The sequence below is a fragment of the Brevibacterium pityocampae genome, assembly GCF_039541555.1.
Taxonomy (GTDB): Bacteria; Actinomycetota; Actinomycetes; order Actinomycetales; family Brevibacteriaceae; genus Brevibacterium; species Brevibacterium pityocampae.
Map to the genome: position 1 here is coordinate 121,598 of NZ_BAABGL010000004.1, position 19,727 is coordinate 141,324.

The following is a 19,727-nucleotide window of genomic DNA, read 5'->3' on the forward strand; positions in this document are numbered from 1 at the left end:
CTGTGACAATGCGCGACACCGCGCACTCCCGCGCCTGGACCCGCCCCGGCCCGCGCGGGGATCCGCAGTCATGCCGGTGACCGCGCCGCCCCCGGGCGACGCCTGGACACCTCTGCTTTCGCGCGTCCCTGCGCCGATAACGAAACGGCCGCATCTCGACCCAACCCTGTACATATTGTTCAACGATCCATACAGTGGCAGGCGACGCAGTGCGGTGGATCACATCCGAGGCATGACCGCGCTCCGTGCCGGATCACCGGATCCGCAGATCGGTTACGAACAGATCCGCAGGCCGTACATGACACACGAGACACGAGCACAGGGACGAGGAAGCGCGCCATGACCGACAGCCACCCGTCCGAGGAACCCCGGGGCCAGCAGGCCGCCGGAACGCCGACCGGCGAGGAGCGGGACACGCACGGTCAGGGCGCCCGCGACGCCGGTTCACCCGGTTCCGGTTCACGCAGCGCCGCCTCCCGGGTGCGCGACGGCAGCCGGCGCACGGCGGTGCTCGGCGCGATGTTCATCATGGCGACGAGCTCGATCGGCCCCGGCTTCATCACCCAGACGAGCGTCTTCACCGTCCAGCTCGGAGCCGCGTTCGCATTCGCGATCCTCATCTCGATCCTCGTCGACATCGCGATCCAGCTCAACGTCTGGCGCGTCCTCGGGATCACCGGCCTGCGCGCGAACGAGCTCGGCAACACCGTGCTGCCGGCCTGGGCTGGGTGCTCGCCGCGTTCATCTTCATCGGTGGGATGATCTTCAACATCGGCAACATCGGCGGCACCGGGCTGGGCCTCAACGCGATGCTCGGCCTCGACCCCAAGATCGGCGGGGCGATCTCCGCGGTCCTCGCGATCCTCATCTTCCTGTCCAAGCGCGCCGGGCTCGCGCTCGACCGGATCGTCGTCCTCCTCGGCGCGATCATGATCCTCCTCATGATCTACGTCGCGATCGTGTCCGCCCCGCCGGTGGGTGAGGCGCTGAAGAACACGGTGATGCCCGAGCAGGTCGACTTCCTCGTCATCACCACCCTCATCGGCGGCACGGTGGACGGCTACATCACCTTCGCCGGTGCGCACCGGCTCATCGACTCCGGCATCAAGGGCCCCGAGCACTCCGGCACCATCACCCAGGCCTCGGTGCTCGGCATCATCACCACCGGTGTCATGCGCACGCTGCTGTTCCTCGCGATCCTCGGCGTGGTCGCCGGCGGCACGGCCCTCGCGGGGGACAACATCGCCGCCGACGCCTTCCGGGCCGCGGCCGGCGAGATCGGCCTGCGCGTGTTCGGCGTGGTGCTCTGAGCGGCCGGCCTGACCTCGGTGATCGGCGCCTCGTACACCTCGGTCACCTTCATCACCGAGCAGACGGTGAGCCCGCGGATCCGCAACTGGATCACCGTCGCCTTCATCGCCGTCTGCGCGATCCCCTACCTCGTGCTCGATCAGACGCCGCAGACACTGCTGATCTTCGCCGGCGCGGTCAACGGCCCCATCCTGCCGATCGGCTTCGCGCTCGTACTGTGGGTGGCGTGGCGCCGCCGCGACCTGCTGCAGGGCTACCGGTACCCGGTGTGGCTCGCGGTGATCGGCACGCTGACCTGGCTGCTGACGATCTACCTGGGCTGGCGCTCGCTCGAGGGCATCGCCGCCCTGTGGGCGTGAGTCCGATGCCGCAGCCGGACCAGCACTCGCACCCCGACCGCCCTGCCGCCGAGGCGAACGCGGACACCTCCGCCCTCTCCCCGGCCGAGGCGCGCGCCCGGTTCCGCGCCGGGCTCGTCACACCGACGTCCGGGTACAGCGCGGGATTCGCGCAGGCGAACCTCCTCGCGGTGCCGCAGGAATACGCCTTCGTGTTCCTCCTGTTCGCCCAGCGCAACCCGAAGCCGTGCCCCGTGCTCGGTGTGCTCGAGGCCGGTCAGCTCTCCTCGGAGCTGCTCGCCGGGGGCGACATCCGCACCGATGTGCCGCTCTACCGGGTGTACCGGGACGGGGAACTCGCAGCGGAGGTCCCGGATATCCGCGAGCACTGGCGCGACGACCTCGTCGCGTTCCTCATCGGCTGCTCATTCACCTTCGAGTCCGCGCTGCTCGACAACGGGGTGCCGGTGGCGCACATCGAACAGGGCGTCAACGTGCCGATGTACCGCACCCGGGTGCCGGCGGCACCGGCGGGCCGGTTCTCCGGTCCGCTCGTCGTGTCGATGCGCCCGGTTCCGGCCGCGCAGGTCGCCGACGCGGTGCGGATCACCTCCCGGCATCCGGCGGTGCACGGGGCGCCGGTGCACGTGGGTGATCCGGCGGAGTTGGGGATCACGGACCTCGCCCGGCCCGACTTCGGGGATCCGGTGGAGATCGCGGACGGTGCGGTGCCGGTGTTCTGGGCGTGCGGGGTGACTCCGCAGGCCGCGGTCATGGAGTCGCGGCCGCCCCTGGCGATCGCCCACGCGCCAGGTCACATGCTCGTCGCCGATGCCCGCGACATCGCCTACCAGGTCCCCTGACCACTCAATTTCAGAAGGTTCCTGAGAGCGTTTCCGCGATTCTTCGCAATGTCACGACCCGCCGAGGCGCCGCTCGGCCCCACAACCTCCGTCGCCCCAGCACCACCGTCGGCCCAGCATCACCGTCGGCTCGGCTCACCGACCGCACGGCCCTCAGCCGCCGCATTCCCCATCATCAGGACCGGCGCCCCGTCCGTTCCCCGCGAGCAGCACCGGCTCCCGCGGCGGACCCGCTCACCGCAGCAGGTCGGCGAGGCGGTCGCCGGTGCGCATGATCATCGTCCGCAGCAGCCCGGCGGCCTCGGCCCGCTCGCGCGCCTGCAGCAGTCCGACGACCTGCCGGTTCTCGTCGACGTAGGGCGCGTGGAAGTCCGGTTCCGCGGCGAGCACCCGGACGAACACGAGCCGCATCCGGGCGAGCAGCCGGGCCATGGTCTCATCGAGCGCCGGCGAGCCGAGCCCGGCGACGATCTCGCGGTGGAACCGCTGGTTCGCGTCCGCCACCGCATGCCGATCGCCCCGGCCGCGCGCCTCCTCGGCCGCGGTGACGATCTGGGCGAGCAGCCCCACGTCGAGGTCGCGGCCCCACTGGAGCGCCGCCGGTTCGAGCGCGGCGCGGGCGCCGTAGATGTCGCGCACGTCCGCGATCCCGGGGCTGCTGATGAACACTCCGCGGTTGGGAACCCGGGTGATGATCCCGTCGCCGGACAGCGCGGCGAAGGCCTCGCGGAGGGTGTTGCGGGACACCCCGAGGGTCGCGGCGAGCTCCTGCTCGTTGACCTTCTCCCCCGGCTCCCACAACCCGGCGGAGATCCGCTCACGCAGCGCGGTGAGCGCGTACTGGCGGGCGTTCGGGGAGGGCCCCGGCTGTGCGGACATGCCGCTCAGTGTACGACCCGCAGCGCGGGCCCGTCCGGGCGCATCATTCAGCTGCTGATCGTGGCGAGGACCTGGCCCTCGCTCACCTCGTCGCCGGCGGAGAGCTCGGCGAGCGCCACGGTGCCGGCGGCCGGGGCGACGACCGGGGACTCCATCTTCATCGCCTCGATGACGGCGATCTCGTCGCCGGCGGCCACCTCGGCGCCGTCCTCGACGCTGAACCGCACGAGCGACCCGGTGTACCCGCACGTCACCTCGGCACCCCCGGATCCCGCTCCTGAAGCGTCCGCTCCTGCGGAGCCGTCCGCATCGGATCCCGTGCCCGAGGCCCCTGCCTGCCCGGCACCGCCCGTTCCGTCCCCCGGCCCGCCGGCTCCCGCGGCGGCGCGGAGCACCTCGGCGGGGAGGACGAGTTCGTGGCGCTTCCCGTCGAGCTCGATGGTGAGGCGGGTGCGCTCGGCGTAGGATTCCGCGACGTCGTCGCCGGCTGCCGCGAGTCCCGGCTGGTACACCGTCTCGATCCAGCCGGTGTGGACGTCGAGGGAGTCGCCGGTGAAGTCGGGGTGGTCGACGACGTCGCGGTGGAACGGGACGACGGTGCGCACCCCGGTGATCTCGAGCTCGGCGAGCGCATCGCGGGCGCGGGCGAGCGCGATGTCGCGGGTGGGGCCGTGGACCACGAGCTTGGCGATGAGCGAGTCGTAGGAGCCGGGCACCGCGGAGCCCGAGCGCACGCCGGAGTCCACGCGGATGCCGGGACCGGTGGGTGCGGCGAAGGCGATGACGGTGCCGGGCGCGGGGACGAAGCCGTGCGCGACGTCCTCGGCGTTGATGCGGAACTCGAGGGCGTGGCCGGACGGTTCGGGGTCCGCGCTCAGCGACAGCGGCTTGCCGGCGGCGATCCGGAACTGCTCGGCGACGATGTCGACCCCGGTCACCGCCTCGGTCACGGGATGCTCGACCTGGACGCGGGTGTTGACCTCGAGGAATGCGATCGTGCCGTCCTCGGCGAGGAGGAACTCGACGGTGCCGGCGCCGACGTACCCGGCGCGCGCACACACGTCACGGGCGCCGTCGACGATCCGGGAGTGCTGCTCGGCGGTGAGGAACGGGGCGGGCGCCTCCTCGACGAGCTTCTGGTTGCGTCGCTGCAGGGAGCAGTCGCGGGTGCCGAGCACCACCGTGGTGCCGTGGGTGTCGGCGAGGACCTGCGCCTCGACGTGACGGGGGCGCTCGAGGAACTTCTCGACGAAGCACTCCGCGCGGCCGAACGCCGCCTGTGCCTCGCGCCCGGCCGAGGCGAACGCCTCCTCGATGTCCTCGACCTCGTTCACGACCTTGAGGCCGCGGCCGCCGCCGCCGAAAGCGGCCTTGATGGCGATCGGCAGGCCGTGCTCGGCGGCGAAGTCGCGGGCGGTCTGCCAGTCCTCGATCGGGTCGTCGGTGCCCGGCGCCAGGGGTGCGCCCGCCTCGGCGGCGAGCCGACGCGCGGTGACCTTGTTGCCGAGCAGGTCGATGGTGTCCGGGGACGGGCCCACCCAGGTCAGCCCGGCGTCGATGACGGCGCGGGCGAAGTCGGCGTTCTCGGACAGGAAGCCGTAGCCGGGGTGGATGCAGTCGGCCCCGGCGCGGGCGGCGATGTCGAGGAGGGCGGGGACGTTCATGTAGGTGTCGGCCGCGCTCGTGCCCGGCAGCGCGTAGGCCTCGTCGGCGATCTCCGCGTGGAGGGCATCCGCGTCGAGCTCGCTGTAGACGGCGATCGAGCGGATGCCGAGGTCGCGGGCGGCGCGAGCGATCCGCACGGCGATCTCACCGCGGTTGGCGATGAGCACGGCGGTCAGCGGGGCGGGGGCGCGGGTCATGAGGGGTCCTCGGGGTCGTCGTTCGGGGTGGCGGTGTCGGGTCGGACCGGGTGAGCGGCTGCCGGCCCGGCGGCCGCAGCGGAACCGGTCGCGGCATCGGCACCGGCAGTGTCTTCGGAACCGGCAGGGCCTTCGGAACCGCTCGCGGCCTCTGGCCCGGCGGCGGCGAGCGGGGTGAGCGTGACGGGGTCCACGGGGGTGAACGTCACGGCGCTGCCGGGCGGGAGCTGGCCGGCGATGTCGAGGTCCTCGGCGACGACGGTGGCGATGACGGGGTAGCCGCCGGTCACCGGGTGGTCGGCGAGGAACAGCACGGGGTTCCCGTCGGGCGGCACCTGCACCGCACCGGTGATCATCCCCTCGCTCGCGAGCTCACCGTCGCGGGAGCGGGTGAGCGGCGCGGCGCCGTCCCCCGGCTCGAGGCGCAGGCCGATCCGGTTGGACCGGCCGCTGACCTGCCACGGGACCTGCGTGAAGCGGGCCTGCTCGGCGGCGTCGAACCAGTCGGCGCGCGGTCCCATGATGCAGCGCAGCACTGCCCGCTCACCGGTGACGCGCAGCGGGTTGGGTGCGGGTGCGGCGACCGCGGCGATCGCTCCGGTCTCCGGTTCGGGTGCGTCCGCAGGCGAGGTGCCCAGCGGGGTGGCGTTCACCGGGGCACCGGGCGCCGAGCCGGTCGTCGGTGCGGGCTCGCCGCCATTTCCGGCGCCGGCCGGTCGTGGCCGGTTGCGCACGCGCAGGGTGTCGCCGGTCCGGACCGGCTCGGTGCCGAGGCCGGAGAGCAGGTCGGTCGCGGCCGAGCCGAGTACGCGGTGGGCGGCGAATCCGCCGCGCACCGCGAGATAGGACCGCATGCCGAGGCGCGGGCCGCCGACCGTGAGCTCGTCGCCGGTCCGCAGCAGGAGCGGGTGGGCGAGCGGGTGCCGGCGCGGGTCCCCGGCTCCCGAGGCGCGGCCGGGCGCGACGGTCAGCGGCGCCTCGGCCCCGGTGACGGCGACGACGGTGTCGACGAGTGCGGTGACCCGCAGCCCGCCGATCGATTCGAGGACGGCGGAGGCTCCGCCGTTGCCGACGAGCCGGTTCGCCGTCCACGCCGAGGCGCGGTCGAGCACACCGGAGGAGGCCACACCGAGGTCACCGTAACCGGCCCGCCCGAGGTCCTCGATGAGGGCGAGCAGTCCGGCGTCCTCGACCCGGAGCACGGGTCGGCCGGGTGCCGCGGGCGCGGACGGGGCGACGGGCTGCGGGGGCGTCGCGGAGGCGTCCCCGCCGGGACGCGCCTCGGCGGGGGGCCCGCCGTGGTCGGATGATGCGGGCTCCGTGCCGCCCGGTGCCCCGGCACCCGCCTCGACGGTGGGGCGCACGGCCCGGTAGCGCACGGTGTCGCCGGGGGCGATGAGAGCGGGAGGGTCGGCGGACTCGTCCCACATCGGGGTGTCGGTGCGGCCGATGAGCTGCCATCCGCCCGGGGTGCGCCGCGGGTACACGGCGGAGAACTCCCCGGCGAGCGCCACGGATCCCGGCGGGACGGCGGTGCGCGGGGACTCTCGGCGGGGCACGTCCCAGCCGCCCGCGGCAGGGACGCAGTAGGTGAAGCCCGGCGCGAAGCCGCCGAAGGCACCCGTCCAGGTCTCCGCGGTGTGCTTCTCGACGAGTGCCTCCGGGCTGAGACCGAGGTGCTCGGCGAGCGGGGCGAGGTCCTCGCCGTCGTAGACGACGTCGAGGGTGATCTCCCGGCCGCCTGTCTGCGCGGAGGTCTCCGGCGCGAAGTCGCGCAGGAGCTCGAAGGCCCGGGTGGCGGCGTCCGGGGTGTGCGCGGTGAAGAGCAGGGTGGAGGCGGCGGCGACGATGCCGCGCTGTGCGGGCAGCGGGTCCGCGGTGAGGGCGGCGTGCCAGGCCATGACCGTGTCGAGGTCCGGGAGGTCGACGAGCACCGCACGGGTTCCGACCCGGTGGAGGGCGAGCGCGCCACCGGGTCCGGTCGAGCTCGGGTGGGTGCCGGGACTCGGCCCCGGACCGGAGGGGCTCAGGCCCCGGTCGGAGGGGCTCAGGCCCCGGTCGGAGTCTCCTGGTGCGGTCGGTCCGGCGGGGTTCATAGAAAGCTGCGGATCTCGATGCCGGCGTCCTGCAGGGCGTCGACGATGCGGCGGGCGAGCTCGACGGAGCCCGGGGAGTCGCCGTGCACGCACAGGGACTCCGCGTCGATGTCGATCGTGCTGCCGTCGCGGGCGAGGAGTGTGCGCTCCCGGGCGAGCTGCACGACGCGGGCGGCCACCGCGTCCGGGTCGCTGACCACGGCGTCGGATTCGCGGCGGGAGACGAGCGTGCCGTCGGGGTCGTAGTTCCTGTCCGCGAACGCCTCGCGCACGGCGCGCAGCCCGGCCTGCTCCGCCTTCTCGATCGCGACGGCACCGGGCAGCAGCAGCACGGGGAGCTCCCGGCTGAAGGCCCTGATCCCGTCGATGACGGCCTGCGCCTGCTCCTCGTGGTGGACGATCGTGTTGTAGAGCGCGCCGTGGGGCTTGACGTAGGTGACCGCGGTGCCCTTGGAGCGGGCCAGCGCGTCGAGGGCGCCGATCTGGTAGAGCACCTCGTCGGCGAGCTCGGCGGGATCCATGTCGATGAAGCGGCGGCCGAAGCCCGGGACGTCGCGGTAGCCCACGTGCGCGCCCACGGCGACCCCGCGTGCGGCGGCCGCCTCGACGGTGCGGGCGATGTCGTGCGGATCGCCGGAGTGGAAGCCGCAGGCGACGTTGGCGCTCGACACCACCTCGATGATCGCGGCGTCGTCGCTCACGGGATTGCCGCCGACGGATTCGCCCAGGTCGGAGTTCACATCGATGGCGGTCATGATCATCATCCCTCTCGTCGGGCGGTGAAAGCTGGCCGTGATTGTTGAACAATCCTAGCGCGGAATGAGGCGTGCGTCACGGGATCGGATCACCGGGCCGGGGTGCCGGGGCGCCGGACGCTGGTACGGAAGTGCCGGGGCCACCGGCGCCGAGGTGCCGGGCGCCTCGGCCCCGGGCTGTCCCCAGCTGCTCCCGGGCCACCCCGGTCGTCCACGGAGGATTTCCCCTGTCGGACCTCCGGAGGCGCTCCATAGCCTGGAAGCATGACCGCATCCCCACTCGACGACCCCGACCGTCCGGCCGCCTCGACCCCCGGCCATCGCCTCGGCGGTGGCACTCACCGCGTACGTGCTCGTGTCGTGGGCGCTGGTCCGCTGGATCGACCGCCGCTCGTTCGCCGCACTCGGCCTGCGGCTCGACGGGCGGGCGGCCCTCGGCCTGCTCGCCGGGGTGGGGGATCGCGGTGGTCGCCGGCGCACTCGCCGCCTGGGGCACGGACGCACTGGGGCTCGCCCGGGCTCTCGATCCGGAGGTCGTGGCGCAGCAGGTCGCCCGGCAGTCGGTGCTCACCGTCGTCGTCTTTACGATCCTGCGCGCGTTCGTCCTCCAAGGCATCGGCGAAGAGGTGCTGTTCCGCGGCTATCTCCTCCAGTCGCTGCGCTGTCGCCCGGCCCGCGCCGGGGTCATCGCCGCGATCGCCTTCTCCCTGCCGCACTTCGCCTCGAGCGGCGGGCAGGAGAACCTGCTCGAGCGCGTGCTCTACCTCGCGGTCCCGTTCGGGTTCTCTATCAGCGCCGGTTCCTCGCGATCGCCTGCCGCTCGGTGTGGGCCGCAGTCGGCATCCACGGCGGCTTCCATGTGGCCTCGGCCATCAACCTCGCGCTCGGCCTCACCGCCGACGGGCCCGGCATGTGGCTCACCGCCGGTGCCCTGCACGTCGTCATCGGCGTGGTCGTCGCGCTGCTCATCCCCCACCGTCGCTGGGTCGAGGTGCGTGAGCTCGGACCGTACGGGCGGCCGGTGCGGTCTGGGCGCTAAGGGCCGGCGGGCCGGTGAGGAGGCGCCGCACCCCGTGCACCCTGCGGCCGCCGGCCCTCGCCGCGCGGACGCACGAAGACCCCCGGCGATCCTCTGATTCCAGAGGGTCTCGGGGGTCTTGCGAAGAACGCGGAGCCGGTGGGATTTGAACCCACGGTCCCCAATTCAAGGGACTCCACCTTAGCAGGGTGGTGCTTTCGGCCGCTCAGCCACGACTCCATCTGCCGCGCCGCGCGCGACCGACACAAGACTACTCGACCCGGTCCCGAGGCGCCAAAGCGATCACGGACCGGCCCACCTCCTCCCGGGCACAGACCGCTCCTCGGCCCGCACCTCAGCCACTGCCCCACGCAGCACCTCACCCCGCGCACCGGGGGGCGACGAAGGCGCCGCACCCACCGTTCACGCGCATCCACCCCGCACCCACCGGGATTACACTGTTCCCACAGAGTCGAGCCGTACACTCGGGCTTCGACCATTGCACTGTTGTCGACCGTCGCACGATCCCCGGCCGGGTCGGGTTCCGCTGAGCCCCGCCCGCCGCGGGTGCCTCTCCGGCGGCGATCCAGCCCCACGAGGAGTCCGCACTTGGCGCAGAACGACACCGGGAGCCCCGACCAGCGCCCCGACGGCGACCCGTCGACTCCTGCCTCGTTCCGCGCATCCAAGCGCCCACGCCTGCGCGGCGACTCCCAGGCAACAGGTCACCCGAGCACCAACGGTTCGTCCACACCCGAGGCACGGAGGAGGAGCCCTCCCCGAGAATCGTTCGATTCGCGCGGTTCGCGCGAGACCTCTGCGACTCCGAAACGGGGGGCCGAGCCGTTCGAGCCCCCGCCGGTCCCCGCGCGCGACCATGTCAACTCTCCGCGCCACGCCGCCCAATCGAAGAGAAGGCGATCGAGCTCTCGAGAGGAGTCCGACCGGCCCTCCGACCGCGCTGCCCGGCGGCCGGTGCGGGTGTCTTCCGCGTCGGAGGACTCGACCCCGCTGTCGGCACGCCTCCTTGCGGCCGCGCGTCAGAAGGACCCCAGCCCGCGCCGGTCGAGCCGGCGGGGGGACGCGTTCCCCCGCATCGTCGGCTGGACCGCGCTCGGCACCGCGATCCCCGGGCTCGGAATCCTCCAGGCTCGCAATTCGCGCCTGGGGTGGGCGCTCTTCATCGGCTTCTTCGGCGCGATCCTCGCAGTCGTCGCCTTCGTCGTCTACCGCGGCCCGCTGCGCGCAGTCAGCCGCATCGTCGCCAGCCCTGTGCTCCTCGATGTCACCGCCGTACTCCTCACCGTCGCCGCCCTGATCTGGCTCATCGTCATCTTCCGCACGTACCGGGAGCAGCGGCGCGGCGAAGCCCTGCAGAGGTCTCAGAAACTGCTCGGCGGAGTCCTCGTGAGCTCCCTTGTGCTCTGCGTCGGCATCCCGCTCCTCGTCGGCGCCAGCTTCGCTCGCGTGCAGAGCACCACCGTGACGACAGTCTTCGGGAACTCCGGCGCGGCCGTCGTCGACAAGGACGAGCTGTGGGCGGACAAGCCTCGCATCAATGTCTTCCTCATCGGTCGCGACACCGGTGAAGGCCGCGAGGGCACCCGCCCCGACACCATGCTCGTCGCCTCCATCGATACGAGGACCGGGGCGACGACGCTGATCTCCGTCCCGCGCAACCTGGCACTGCCCGTGTTCCCCGAGGGTTCGCAGCTCGCCTCGGTCTTCCCCGACGGATTCAACGCCTTCGGGTACTCGGAGAGCATGATCAACGCCGTGTGGACCTGGGCCGAGGAGTACCCCGAGCAGGTGGGCGACACCGGAGGTCTCGAACCCGGGATGTACGCGACCATGCAGGCGGTCGAGGGATCGCTCGGGCTCGGGCTCGACTACTGGGCCTCGGTGGACATGAAGGGATTCGAGGACGTCATCGATGCCATCGGCGGGGTCGAGATCGATGTCGAACGCCCGATCCCGATGGGCGGCGGCACCAGCCTCGCTACGGGTGTGAAGAACGAGGTCTTCGACTGGATCGCTCCCGGTCCGCAGACGCTCGACGGGTTCCGGGCGCTCTGGTACGTCCGCTCGCGCGAGGGCAGCGACAACTACGACCGGATGTGCCGCCAGCAGCGCATGCTCAAGACGACGATCGACCAGATCGACCCGCAGGAGATCGCCGTCGCGTACCCGCGGCTCGCCGGCAGCGCGGGAAAGAACATCGCCACGAGCATCCCGCAGGAGCAGGTCAACGCCTTCATCGAGCTGGCGGTCGCGATGCAGCAGTCGGAGATCAAGTCCGCCCAGATCAACAACGACGTCGTCAACACCACGCAGCCGGATTTCGACACCCTCCACCAGTGGGTGCAGGATCAGGTCGATCCTCAGGAGCCGAGCCAGGCCGAGGAGGACGCCGCTGAACCGGCTCCGGAGGAGACGGAGACGCCGGAGGAGACCCCTGAACCCACCGAGGAGCCGCCCCCCGGTGTCGAGGACTCCGCCGGCAAGTGCTTCCCGAAGGGTTACGAGCCCGGCGACCCGTGGCCGGGGTATCCGCGGAACCCCGACGCGCCCGCGGGCACCGAGCAGGGAACGGGTGCGGGCGCCGGCACCGGAGCCGGTCAGTGACGGACGAGGCGCCCTACCGGATCGCGATCATCGGCGCCGGGCCGCGCGGCCTGAGCGTGTACGAGCGGCTCGTCGCTCTCGCCTCGGCGAAGGGCCCCGAGGCGCTCGCGCAGCGCCCCCTCGAGATCCACCTCGTCGACCCGTACCCTCCGGGTCCCGGCATCGTGTGGCGCACCGACCAGGACCCGAACCTGCTGATGAACACGACGATCGGTGAGCAGACCGTGTTCCCCGACCCGAGCTGCCGGGTGTCGCCGGACTCCACCGGTCCGGACATGGGCACGTGGTACCGCGAGCGCGGCGGGACGGCCGACCCGGCGAGCACCTTCGGCTCCCGGGCGCTCTACGGCGAGTACCTCGAGTGGTCCTACGAGCACATCCGCACCTCCGCCCCGGCCCATGTCACCACGATCCACCACCCGCAGCGGGCCACCGCGATCGTCGAGCCCGCGGGGATCGATCCGGCCGGCGCCGAGGTGCGCGATCGGACCCAGCTCGTGCGCCTGACCGACACCACCACGATCGCCGCCGACGCCGTGGTCCTGGCCGTCGGCCACATCCCCTCCGAGCTCACCGACGAGCGTGCCGCCTTCGCCCGGTTCGCGCGCTCGGGCCGCCTGACCTACCTTCCCCCGGGTCTGCCCGCCGAGGCGCCCGTCGACCGCCTGGCTCCCGGTGAGCGTGTGATCTTCCGCGGCTTCGGACTCAACTACTTCGACCTGCAGTCGATGCTCACCGTCGGCCGCGGCGGCCGGTTCGAACCGCGGGAGCCGGCCCGCGCCGGGAGCACGGACACCCGCGATGCCGGGGATAACGGGGATAACGGGAATGACGGGAACGACGCCTCGGGCTCCGGCGCGGCACCCGGCGCACTCGTCTACATCCCCAGCGGCCGCGAACCGATCCTCGTCCCGTCCTCGCGCCGCGGGGTGCCCTACCGGAGCAAGCCGATCACCCCGGCCCATCCGCTCGCCGACCACCGGCTGCGCGCGTTCACCCCGGAGAACGTCGCACGTCTGGCCGGCCCGGAGGAGCCGCTGCTCTTCAACGACCAGCTGTGGCCGCTCATCCTCGCCGACCTCCGCCACGCCTGGTACTCCGCGCTCGCGCGCTCCGAGCCGCAGGCGTTCGCCACCGACCCCGGCCGCGTCACCGAGGCGCTCGCCGAGGGCGTCGACCGGCATCTGAGCCGCCGCGCCGCCGCCGAGGTCCGCGAATCCGATCACCGCCCCGGCCGCCTGACGAGTGCGTCACCGGCCTGGTCGGCGATCGAGCGCGAGGTCCTCGCCGATCCGTCCCGCGCCCTCGACCTCCACGAGCTGCTCCGTCCCCTCGAGGGCGCGCGGTTCGCCTCCCGCTCGGGCGGGCACGGCTCCCTCACCGAGTGGATGCTCGACTTCCTGCGGGCGGACCTCGCCGCGGCGCACCTCGGCCCCGAGCGCTCCCCGGAGAAGGCGCTGTTCGCCGTACTGTGGGCCGCGCGCGCCTATCTCAAGGAGCTCGTCGCCGCCGGCCGGATCGCACGGGAGAGCTTCGTCGCGGAGGTGCGCGGCTGGTTCGAGGACTTCGTGTCCGGCATCTGCGACGGCCCGCCGCCGCAGCGCTACGCGGAGCTCATCGCGCTCACCGAAGCCGGGCTCGTCGAATTCGTCGGGCCCGAGGTGCGGATCACCACCTCGCGCGCGGACGAGCAGGCGGTCTTCCGCGCCGTCTCGCCGGCCGTCGACGCCCTGGTGACGGCCTCCGCTCTGGTCGATGCCGCCTCGCCGGCCAACCAGGTGCGCTACGCCGCCGACCCGCTGATCTCCGGGATGCTCGAGCGCGGTCAGCTGGCGGTGGCGACGCACGAGGATTCCAGCGGACGGGTGCAGCCGCTCAGCGGCATCGCCGTCGCAGGGCCCTCCCACCGCACCGTCGATGAGCACGGTCGGGTGCACCCGCACCGGTACTGCCTGTCGATCCAGCTCTCGGCCGTGCAGCTGGGGCTGGCGATCACGGCGAACCCGGGACGGCGGGCGCAGTCGCTCGTCGACGCCCACCGGATCGCCGAGGATGTCCTCGCGTCCGCCCGCAGCTGAGGCGCACGGCGCCAGACCGGTCGGGGGCCTGCGGGAGCGGGGCTGCGCCTGAGCAGCCCGGCCGCATCTGAGCATCATTGCAGAACTGCAGAACTGCAGAACTGCAGAACTGCAGAACTGCAGCATCTGAGGCTCTTCGCAGTCGTCGACCTGCCGTTACCGCTCGAACTGCCACTTCTGCTCGGTCTGACCATCGACCTGCCACTTGTGCTCGATAATCCGGGTCGCATCGGAGCACAGATGGTAGGTCGACGAACGCGTCGAGCACAGATGGCAGGTCGATGACGCGGGCACTGCCGCCCCGAGCACTGATGTCCCGGAGACGATCGCTCTGAGCACTGTCACTCCCGGTCACGACCGCGTGAGACCTCGATATCCGAAGGTTCCGCTCTCAGGAACCTTCGGATATCGAGGTGTCAAGCGGGGACGAGGCGGGAGGCCTGGCCGGCCGTGAGCGTCCGCCTCCGGGCCACCGCGATGATCGCCGCGCCGGTGCCGATGACGAACCAGCCGAACAGTCCGGCCCACGCCGCCCCCAGGCCCGGCGCTCCGGTGGCGATCGCGGTGACCCCGTCGAAGGCCGGGGTGAGCGGCAGGAACGGCGCCACGGCCTGGAAGAAGTCCGGCGTCGCCCCGAGCGCCCGGCCGGCGACGGCGAGCACGACGAGCGCCACCGACACGAAGCGGCCGACCCCGCCGAACCAGGCGACGAGCGCGTAGTTCACCACCATGAATACGATCCCGGCGAACATCGCGAGCACGAGCAGCGCGGTGAGATCGAAGAAGTGGAGCTCGAGCACGATCTGCCCGACAAACGTGAGGATCACCGCCTGGACGATCGCCACGAGCAGCCCCGGCAGCAGACCCCGGGCCATGATCGCCCACGACGGCTTCCGGGAGGTCACGGCGGTCGCGGACACGGCGCGCACCACGGTGTAGGTGATGAGCGCACCCAGCCACAGCGCCATGACGAGCAGCAGCGCGATCGTCGAGGCCTGCGAGATCGAGCCCAGCAGCCCGTCGTCGGCGGCGACCGGCTCGGACACCGCTTCGGCGAGCGCATCGCGCTCGGGCGCGGTGTAGGACGGGATCTGGTCCTTGCCCTCGTCGAGGCCGTCGGCGAGCTGGCGGGTGCCCTCGGCGAGCTCCCCGGTGCCCTCGTCGAGCTCCGTCAGACCGGTCGCCAGGTCGCCGGCTCCGGTGGACAGCTGGCCCACCCCGTCGGTGTAGGCGCTGAGCCCGGTGGTGAACTCCCCGGCCCCGGCGGACAGCTCGTCGGCGCCCGAGGCGAGCTGACCGGTGCCGTCGGCCAGCTGCCGGGCGCCCGAGGCGAGCTCACCCGTGCCGTCGGCCAGCTGGTCGGTGCCGTCGGCGAGCTGGGAGGCGCCGTCGGCCGAGGCGCCGATCCCGTCGCTCAGGTCCCCCATGCCGTCGGCGAGCTGGTCGGTGCCGTCGGCCAGGCCCGAGGCGCCCTCGCGGAGCTGCCGGGAGCCGTCGAGGAGCTCATCGGAGCGGTCGGTGAACTCGGCGAGGCCCTCGACGAGCCCGGTGAGCGCGGCGCCGAGTCCGGAGGCGAGCTCCTGCACCCCGTCGTCGAGCTGGGAGGCCCCGTCCTCGAGCTCGTCGAGCCCGGAGTTGATCGACTGCCCGGTCCGCGGGTCCTGCTGATCGAGTCCCGCCGAAGCGCCCTCGAGCGCGCCGGCGGTGCCGGAGAGCAGACCGGTGACGAAGGCGCGCTCCGTCCCGGCGCACACCTCGGCCGGCGTGCCCTCGGGGCACAGCTGGGCGCGAGCGGCCTCCGCCTCGGATTCGGTCATGAGACCGGCGGCGACGAGGTCGTCGAGACTCGTCGCGGAGCCGGCGAGGTTCCCGGCGGCCGCCGCCTGGTCGTCGAGGCCCTGCCGGTACTCCCCGAGCCCGTCGTTGATCCCGGCGACTCCGTCGGCGAGCTGCGAGGAGCCGTCGGAGAGTTCGTCGAGGCCGTCCGTGAGGTCCTCGATCGACCCGTCCTCACCACCGGTGTCGAACTCGCCGAGCTGGCGGACGAGCTCATCGATGCCGCCGGTGTACTCGTCGACGCCCTCGGACAGCTGGGAGGCGCCGTCGGCGAGCTGCCGGGTCTGATCCGGCAGGTCCGCGGTCTGATCCCGCATCTGGCCGAGCCCGTCGGACAGCTCATCAGCGCCATCGGCGAGCTCGCCGGCGCCCCCGGCGAGCTCTTCGGTGCCGTCGGCGAGCTCGTTCGCACCGCCGGACAGCTCACGCGCTCCGGTGGCGAGGCCGCCCGCGCCGTCGGCGATCCCATTCGCCCCTTCGACCAGCGGGCCGGAGCCGGCGTCGAGCTGCTCGGCGCCGTCGGCGAACGCGGTCGCGCCCTCGGCGGCGTCCCCGGTGCCCTCGGAGAGCTGCTCGGTGCCGTCGGCGATCTCGCCGGCGGCGTCGGCGACCTCGCGGAACTGCTCGCCTATGTCGTTGAAGCCCAGGTAGATCTTGTCGAGGTACTGGGAGGTGAAGCCGGTGTTGAACTGGGTCCGGGCGACCTCGGCGATCGCCTGCCCGATCGTCGCGTCGGCGAGCGGGGACACCTGGGAGGAGGTGACGTCGATGGTCGCCTGGCGGGCGAGCAGCGGGTCGTCCTCGCCGCTCGACATCACGGCGCGGGAGAAGCCCTCGGGGATCGTGATGACGGCGGCGTACTCGCCGCTGGCCAGGCCGTCGGCGGCATCCGCGTCGTCGGACAGCACCCAGTCGAGGTTGTCCTCCTCGGAGTCGACGAGCCCGGCGGACAGCTGCCGGCCGAGCGGCACGGTCTTACCGTCGACCTCGGCGCCCTCGTCGTTGTTGACGACAGCGGCGCGCACGGAGTCGAGCCGGTCGTTCGCCTGCCAGGCGGCGAACACGAACCCGGCGGCGATGATCACCGGGACGAGGATGAGTCCCAGGATCGAGAGCCAGGTGACGGGACGGCCGGTGTCGGCGCGTTCGAACAGTGCCATCAGCGGGTTCCTCCGATGAGTTGCGCGTGGTCGGTGTCGCCCCGGGAGCCGTCTGCCGGCCCGGGGGCGTCGGGGCCGGCGGGGCGGCCGCCGGCCGGTCCGGATCCTCCGCGGCCGGCCGACGCGCCGGGCGCGGAGTCCGGGGCGCGGCGGTGGTCGTCGAGGTCGAGGAAGGTGTACGAGGTGCGTGCCGGGACCATCCAGTCCGCCTGCGGGTGGCTGACCGCGAGCACGACGGCGGAGCCGGCGTCCACCGCTGCGGCGACGAGCGCGGTGACGAGGCGCGCGGACTCCGGGTCCGCGGGCTGGTCGGCGCGATCGACGACGAGCAGCGCGGGCGGGTCCTGGGCGAGTGCGCGCAGGCGGGCCGGACCGGCGGTGAGCGCGGGGTCGGCGGCGCTCACGACGACGAGCGGGGTGCGGGAGCGGACGCGGCCGGCCTGCTCGGGCATGACCTCCCGGCCGATCTTGAGCTCGCCGCGGTCGAGCGGCAGCCGGCCGGACAGTGCGAGGAGCAGGTGGCCGGACCCGCGACCGGTGGCGACGAGCACCTCGCCGGGTAGGAGCGCGACGTCGACGCCGTCGAACAGCGGGTCGGAGCCGGCACCGGCAGCGTCGAGGCCGAGCCCTTCGCCGTACACGCGGTACGGGGAGTCCGGCTGCGGCCAGTCGCGCAGCGCCACCTGGTGGAAGAGCCCTTCGCCCTCGACGTCGAAGTGGGGCATGATCCGCTCGAGCCACTTCGGCAGCCACCACGCACGGTCCCCGAGGAGCGCCATGACGGCGGGCACGAGGGTCATGCGGACGATGAACGCGTCGACGAACACGCCCACGGCGAGCGCGAGCGCGATCGACTTGATGATCGCCTCGCCCACGGGCACGAAGGCGCCGAACACCGAGATCATGATGACCGCGGCCGCGGTGACGACGCTCGCCGAGCCGAGGAAGCCCTTGCGGACCGCCTCACGTGCGCCCGCGCCGTGGACGTAGGCCTCGCGCATGCCGGAGACGAGGAACAGCTCGTAGTCCATCGCGAGGCCGAACAGGATGCCCATGAGGATGATCGGGAGGAAGCTGATGACCGGTCCGGTCTGCGCGACGCCCATGATCGACGACAGCCAGCCATCGTGGAACACGAGGACGACGACGCCGAACGCGGTGACGACGCTGAGCAGGTAGCCCACGGTCGCCTTGATCGGCACCCAGATCGAGCGGAACACCATGGTCAGCAGGATGACGGAGAGGCCGACGACGAAGATGCCGAAGGGCAGCAGAGCCTTGCCGAGCTGGTCGGACACGTCGATCGCGACGGCCGTGTAGCCGGTGACCGCGGTGTCGAAGCCGTAGTCGTCCTCGATCTGCGGGGCGAGACCCCGGAGGTCCTCGACGACCTGGTTGGTGCGGTGGTCGTCGGGCGCGAACTCGGGGATGATCTGCACGATCCCGGTGTCGGCGGTCCGGTTGGGGGTGGCCATGACGACGGAGTGGACGCCGTCGACGGCCTCGATGTCCTCGGCCAGGGACTCCATGTCGCCGAGCGGGTCGGTGGAGGAGATGATGCCGGCCGTCATGACGAGCGGGCCGTTGAAACCGGGGCCGAAGTGCTCCTCGATGAGGTCGTAGCTCTCCTTCGCGGGCGTCCCGGCCTCCGCGCCGCCGTTGTTCGGCAGGGCGAGCTCGAGGCGCTGGGCGGGGATCGCGAAGAGGCCCAGGCCGACGATGATGATGACGACGGTGAGCGCCGGGACCTTCGTCGCGATGGTCTCCCAGGCGCCGAACAGCCGCCGGTCGAGGCGCGGCTTCTCGGTGCCGTCGCGGCGCGCCTTCCGGGGCTTGGGCCGCAGCTTCTCCCCGCCGAAGCCGAGCAGGGCCGGGACCAGGGTGACGGCGATGACGACGGCGATCGCGACGGTGATCGCTGCGGCCACGCCCATCACGGTGAGGAAGGGGATGCCGGCGACGCTGAGGCCGACGAGCGCGATGATCACCGTGGTGCCGGCGAACACGACGGCCGAGCCCGAGGTGGCCGTCGCCCGGGCGGCGGCCTCCTCCGCGGAGTGCCCGTCTGCCATGAGGTCGCGGGCCCGGTAGATGATGAAGAGCGCGTAGTCGATGCCGACGGCGAGGCCGAGCATGAGGGCGAGCATCGGGGTCGTCGAGTTCACCACGAAGAAGCCGGTGGCGAGCACGATGAGGACCATGCCGATCGCGACGCCGAGGATCGCGGTGACGAGAGGCATGCCGGCGGCCCGCAGCGAACCCAGGGTGAAGAGGAGGACGACGAAGGCGACGACGACGCCGATGGCCTCGACCCATGACAGGTGCACCCCGGTGACGCCGAACAGCTCACCGCCCGGGGAGGCCTGGGTGCCCTCGGGCAGGTCCGCGACGAGGGCGTCGGTGGCCTCGGCGAGGGCGTCCTTGACCGGGTCGCCGAGCTCGGCGACCGCGCCGTCGTACTGGATGTTGACGAGCGCGGCCCGGTCGTCGTCGGAGATCACGCCCTCGATTCCGTCCATGAACGGCGAGGTCGCTGAGTTGACGGAGTCGAGTTCGCCGAGGTCGTCGGCGAAGTCCTCGAGGGCGCTGCGGTAGGGCTCGGCGGTGATGTCGTCCCCTTCGGCGGCGACGACGACCACCTGCGCGGCGGTGCCGCTGACCTCGGGGAAGGTGAGGGCGAGCGAGTCGAGTGCCTGCTGCGACTCTGAGCCGGGCAGGGTGAAGTCGTCGTCGAAGTCACCGGCGAGCAGGCCGGCGAGGCCGCCGAGCACGACGAGCAGGGCCACCCAGATCGCGGCGACGGTCTTCCGGCGCCGGAACGCGGCCCGCCCGAGTTCGTAGAGAAAAGAGGACACGACACCACTCTCGATACGGAAATGTATTGGATACAGTTGTGTATTATTCTG

Annotated in this window: 10 protein-coding genes, 1 tRNA gene and 2 pseudogenes; 6 read left to right on the plus strand and 7 right to left on the minus strand. The window is 72.4% G+C overall.

The window, feature by feature from the left end:
- Positions 1-339 precede the first annotated feature (339 nt).
- Positions 340-1,670, plus strand: a pseudogene (locus ABD883_RS04790) (NRAMP family divalent metal transporter).
- Between the two features lie 5 nt (positions 1,671-1,675).
- Positions 1,676-2,512 carry a putative hydro-lyase gene (locus ABD883_RS04795; protein WP_345030299.1) on the plus strand — a complete coding sequence of 279 codons (837 nt, stop codon included), beginning with the start codon at positions 1,676-1,678 and terminating at the stop codon, positions 2,510-2,512.
- A 234-nt stretch (positions 2,513-2,746) separates the two neighbouring features.
- Here ABD883_RS04795 and ABD883_RS04800 read toward each other — a convergent pair whose 3' ends face one another.
- From ABD883_RS04800 to ABD883_RS04815, 4 genes are read right to left on the minus strand one after another with little or no spacing between them, the layout of a single operon-like run.
- On the minus strand, positions 2,747-3,391 hold the full coding sequence (locus ABD883_RS04800) for a GntR family transcriptional regulator (protein WP_345030301.1): 645 nt from the start codon (positions 3,389-3,391) through the stop codon (positions 2,747-2,749).
- 47 nt (positions 3,392-3,438) lie between these two features.
- Complete coding sequence (locus tag ABD883_RS04805) at positions 3,439-5,253, minus strand: ATP-binding protein (protein ID WP_345030303.1); 1,815 nt, start codon at positions 5,251-5,253, stop codon at positions 3,439-3,441.
- Complete coding sequence (locus ABD883_RS04810; protein ID WP_345030306.1) at positions 5,250-7,349, minus strand: 5-oxoprolinase subunit B/C family protein; 2,100 nt, start codon at positions 7,347-7,349, stop codon at positions 5,250-5,252. The genes ABD883_RS04805 and ABD883_RS04810 overlap by 4 nt, the downstream gene beginning before the upstream one ends.
- A complete protein-coding gene (locus ABD883_RS04815) occupies positions 7,346-8,104 on the minus strand; it encodes a LamB/YcsF family protein (protein ID WP_345030309.1) in 759 nt (252 codons plus the stop codon). Before ABD883_RS04815 ends, ABD883_RS04810 begins: the two co-directional genes overlap by 4 nt.
- 563 nt (positions 8,105-8,667) lie before the next feature.
- Here ABD883_RS04815 and ABD883_RS13760 point away from each other — a divergent pair.
- Positions 8,668-8,838, plus strand: a pseudogene (locus ABD883_RS13760) (CPBP family glutamic-type intramembrane protease); the annotation flags it as partial.
- Between the two features lie 89 nt (positions 8,839-8,927).
- Positions 8,928-9,143, plus strand: a complete 216-nt coding sequence (locus ABD883_RS04820) for a hypothetical protein (RefSeq protein WP_345030312.1) — start codon at positions 8,928-8,930, stop codon at positions 9,141-9,143.
- A gap of 130 nt (positions 9,144-9,273) precedes the next feature.
- Here ABD883_RS04820 and ABD883_RS04825 read toward each other — a convergent pair.
- Positions 9,274-9,362, minus strand: a tRNA-Ser gene (locus tag ABD883_RS04825).
- A gap of 741 nt (positions 9,363-10,103) precedes the next feature.
- On the opposite strand from ABD883_RS04825, the gene ABD883_RS04830 reads away from it, so the two are divergent.
- Both ABD883_RS04830 and ABD883_RS04835 read left to right on the plus strand, forming a co-directional pair.
- Positions 10,104-11,747: an LCP family glycopolymer transferase gene (locus tag ABD883_RS04830; protein WP_345030315.1), complete on the plus strand. Its 1,644-nt coding sequence runs from the start codon at positions 10,104-10,106 to the stop codon at positions 11,745-11,747.
- Positions 11,744-13,825: an FAD/NAD(P)-binding protein gene (locus ABD883_RS04835; protein WP_345030318.1), complete on the plus strand. Its 2,082-nt coding sequence runs from the start codon at positions 11,744-11,746 to the stop codon at positions 13,823-13,825. The genes ABD883_RS04830 and ABD883_RS04835 overlap by 4 nt, the downstream gene beginning before the upstream one ends.
- A gap of 416 nt (positions 13,826-14,241) precedes the next feature.
- On the opposite strand, the gene ABD883_RS04840 is transcribed toward ABD883_RS04835, so the two are convergent.
- A complete protein-coding gene (locus ABD883_RS04840) occupies positions 14,242-16,821 on the minus strand; it encodes a YhgE/Pip family protein (protein ID WP_345030320.1) in 2,580 nt (859 codons plus the stop codon).
- A complete protein-coding gene (locus tag ABD883_RS04845; RefSeq protein WP_345030322.1) occupies positions 16,821-19,676 on the minus strand; it encodes an MMPL family transporter in 2,856 nt (951 codons plus the stop codon). The genes ABD883_RS04840 and ABD883_RS04845 overlap by 1 nt, the downstream gene beginning before the upstream one ends.
- Positions 19,677-19,727: the final 51 nt, after the last annotated feature.

What these genes read in the sequence shown, in the direction of transcription:
- ABD883_RS04795 (WP_345030299.1), top strand. Translation starts at nt 1,676, where the DNA reads ATGCCGCAGCCGGACCAGCACTCGCACCCCGACCGCCCTGCCGCCGAG.
- ABD883_RS04800 (WP_345030301.1), bottom strand. Translation starts at nt 3,391, where the DNA reads ATGTCCGCACAGCCGGGGCCCTCCCCGAACGCCCGCCAGTACGCGCTC.
- ABD883_RS04805 (WP_345030303.1), bottom strand. Translation starts at nt 5,253, where the DNA reads ATGACCCGCGCCCCCGCCCCGCTGACCGCCGTGCTCATCGCCAACCGC.
- ABD883_RS04810 (WP_345030306.1), bottom strand. Translation starts at nt 7,349, where the DNA reads ATGAACCCCGCCGGACCGACCGCACCAGGAGACTCCGACCGGGGCCTG.
- ABD883_RS04815 (WP_345030309.1), bottom strand. Translation starts at nt 8,104, where the DNA reads ATGACCGCCATCGATGTGAACTCCGACCTGGGCGAATCCGTCGGCGGC.
- ABD883_RS04840 (WP_345030320.1), bottom strand. Translation starts at nt 16,821, where the DNA reads ATGGCACTGTTCGAACGCGCCGACACCGGCCGTCCCGTCACCTGGCTC.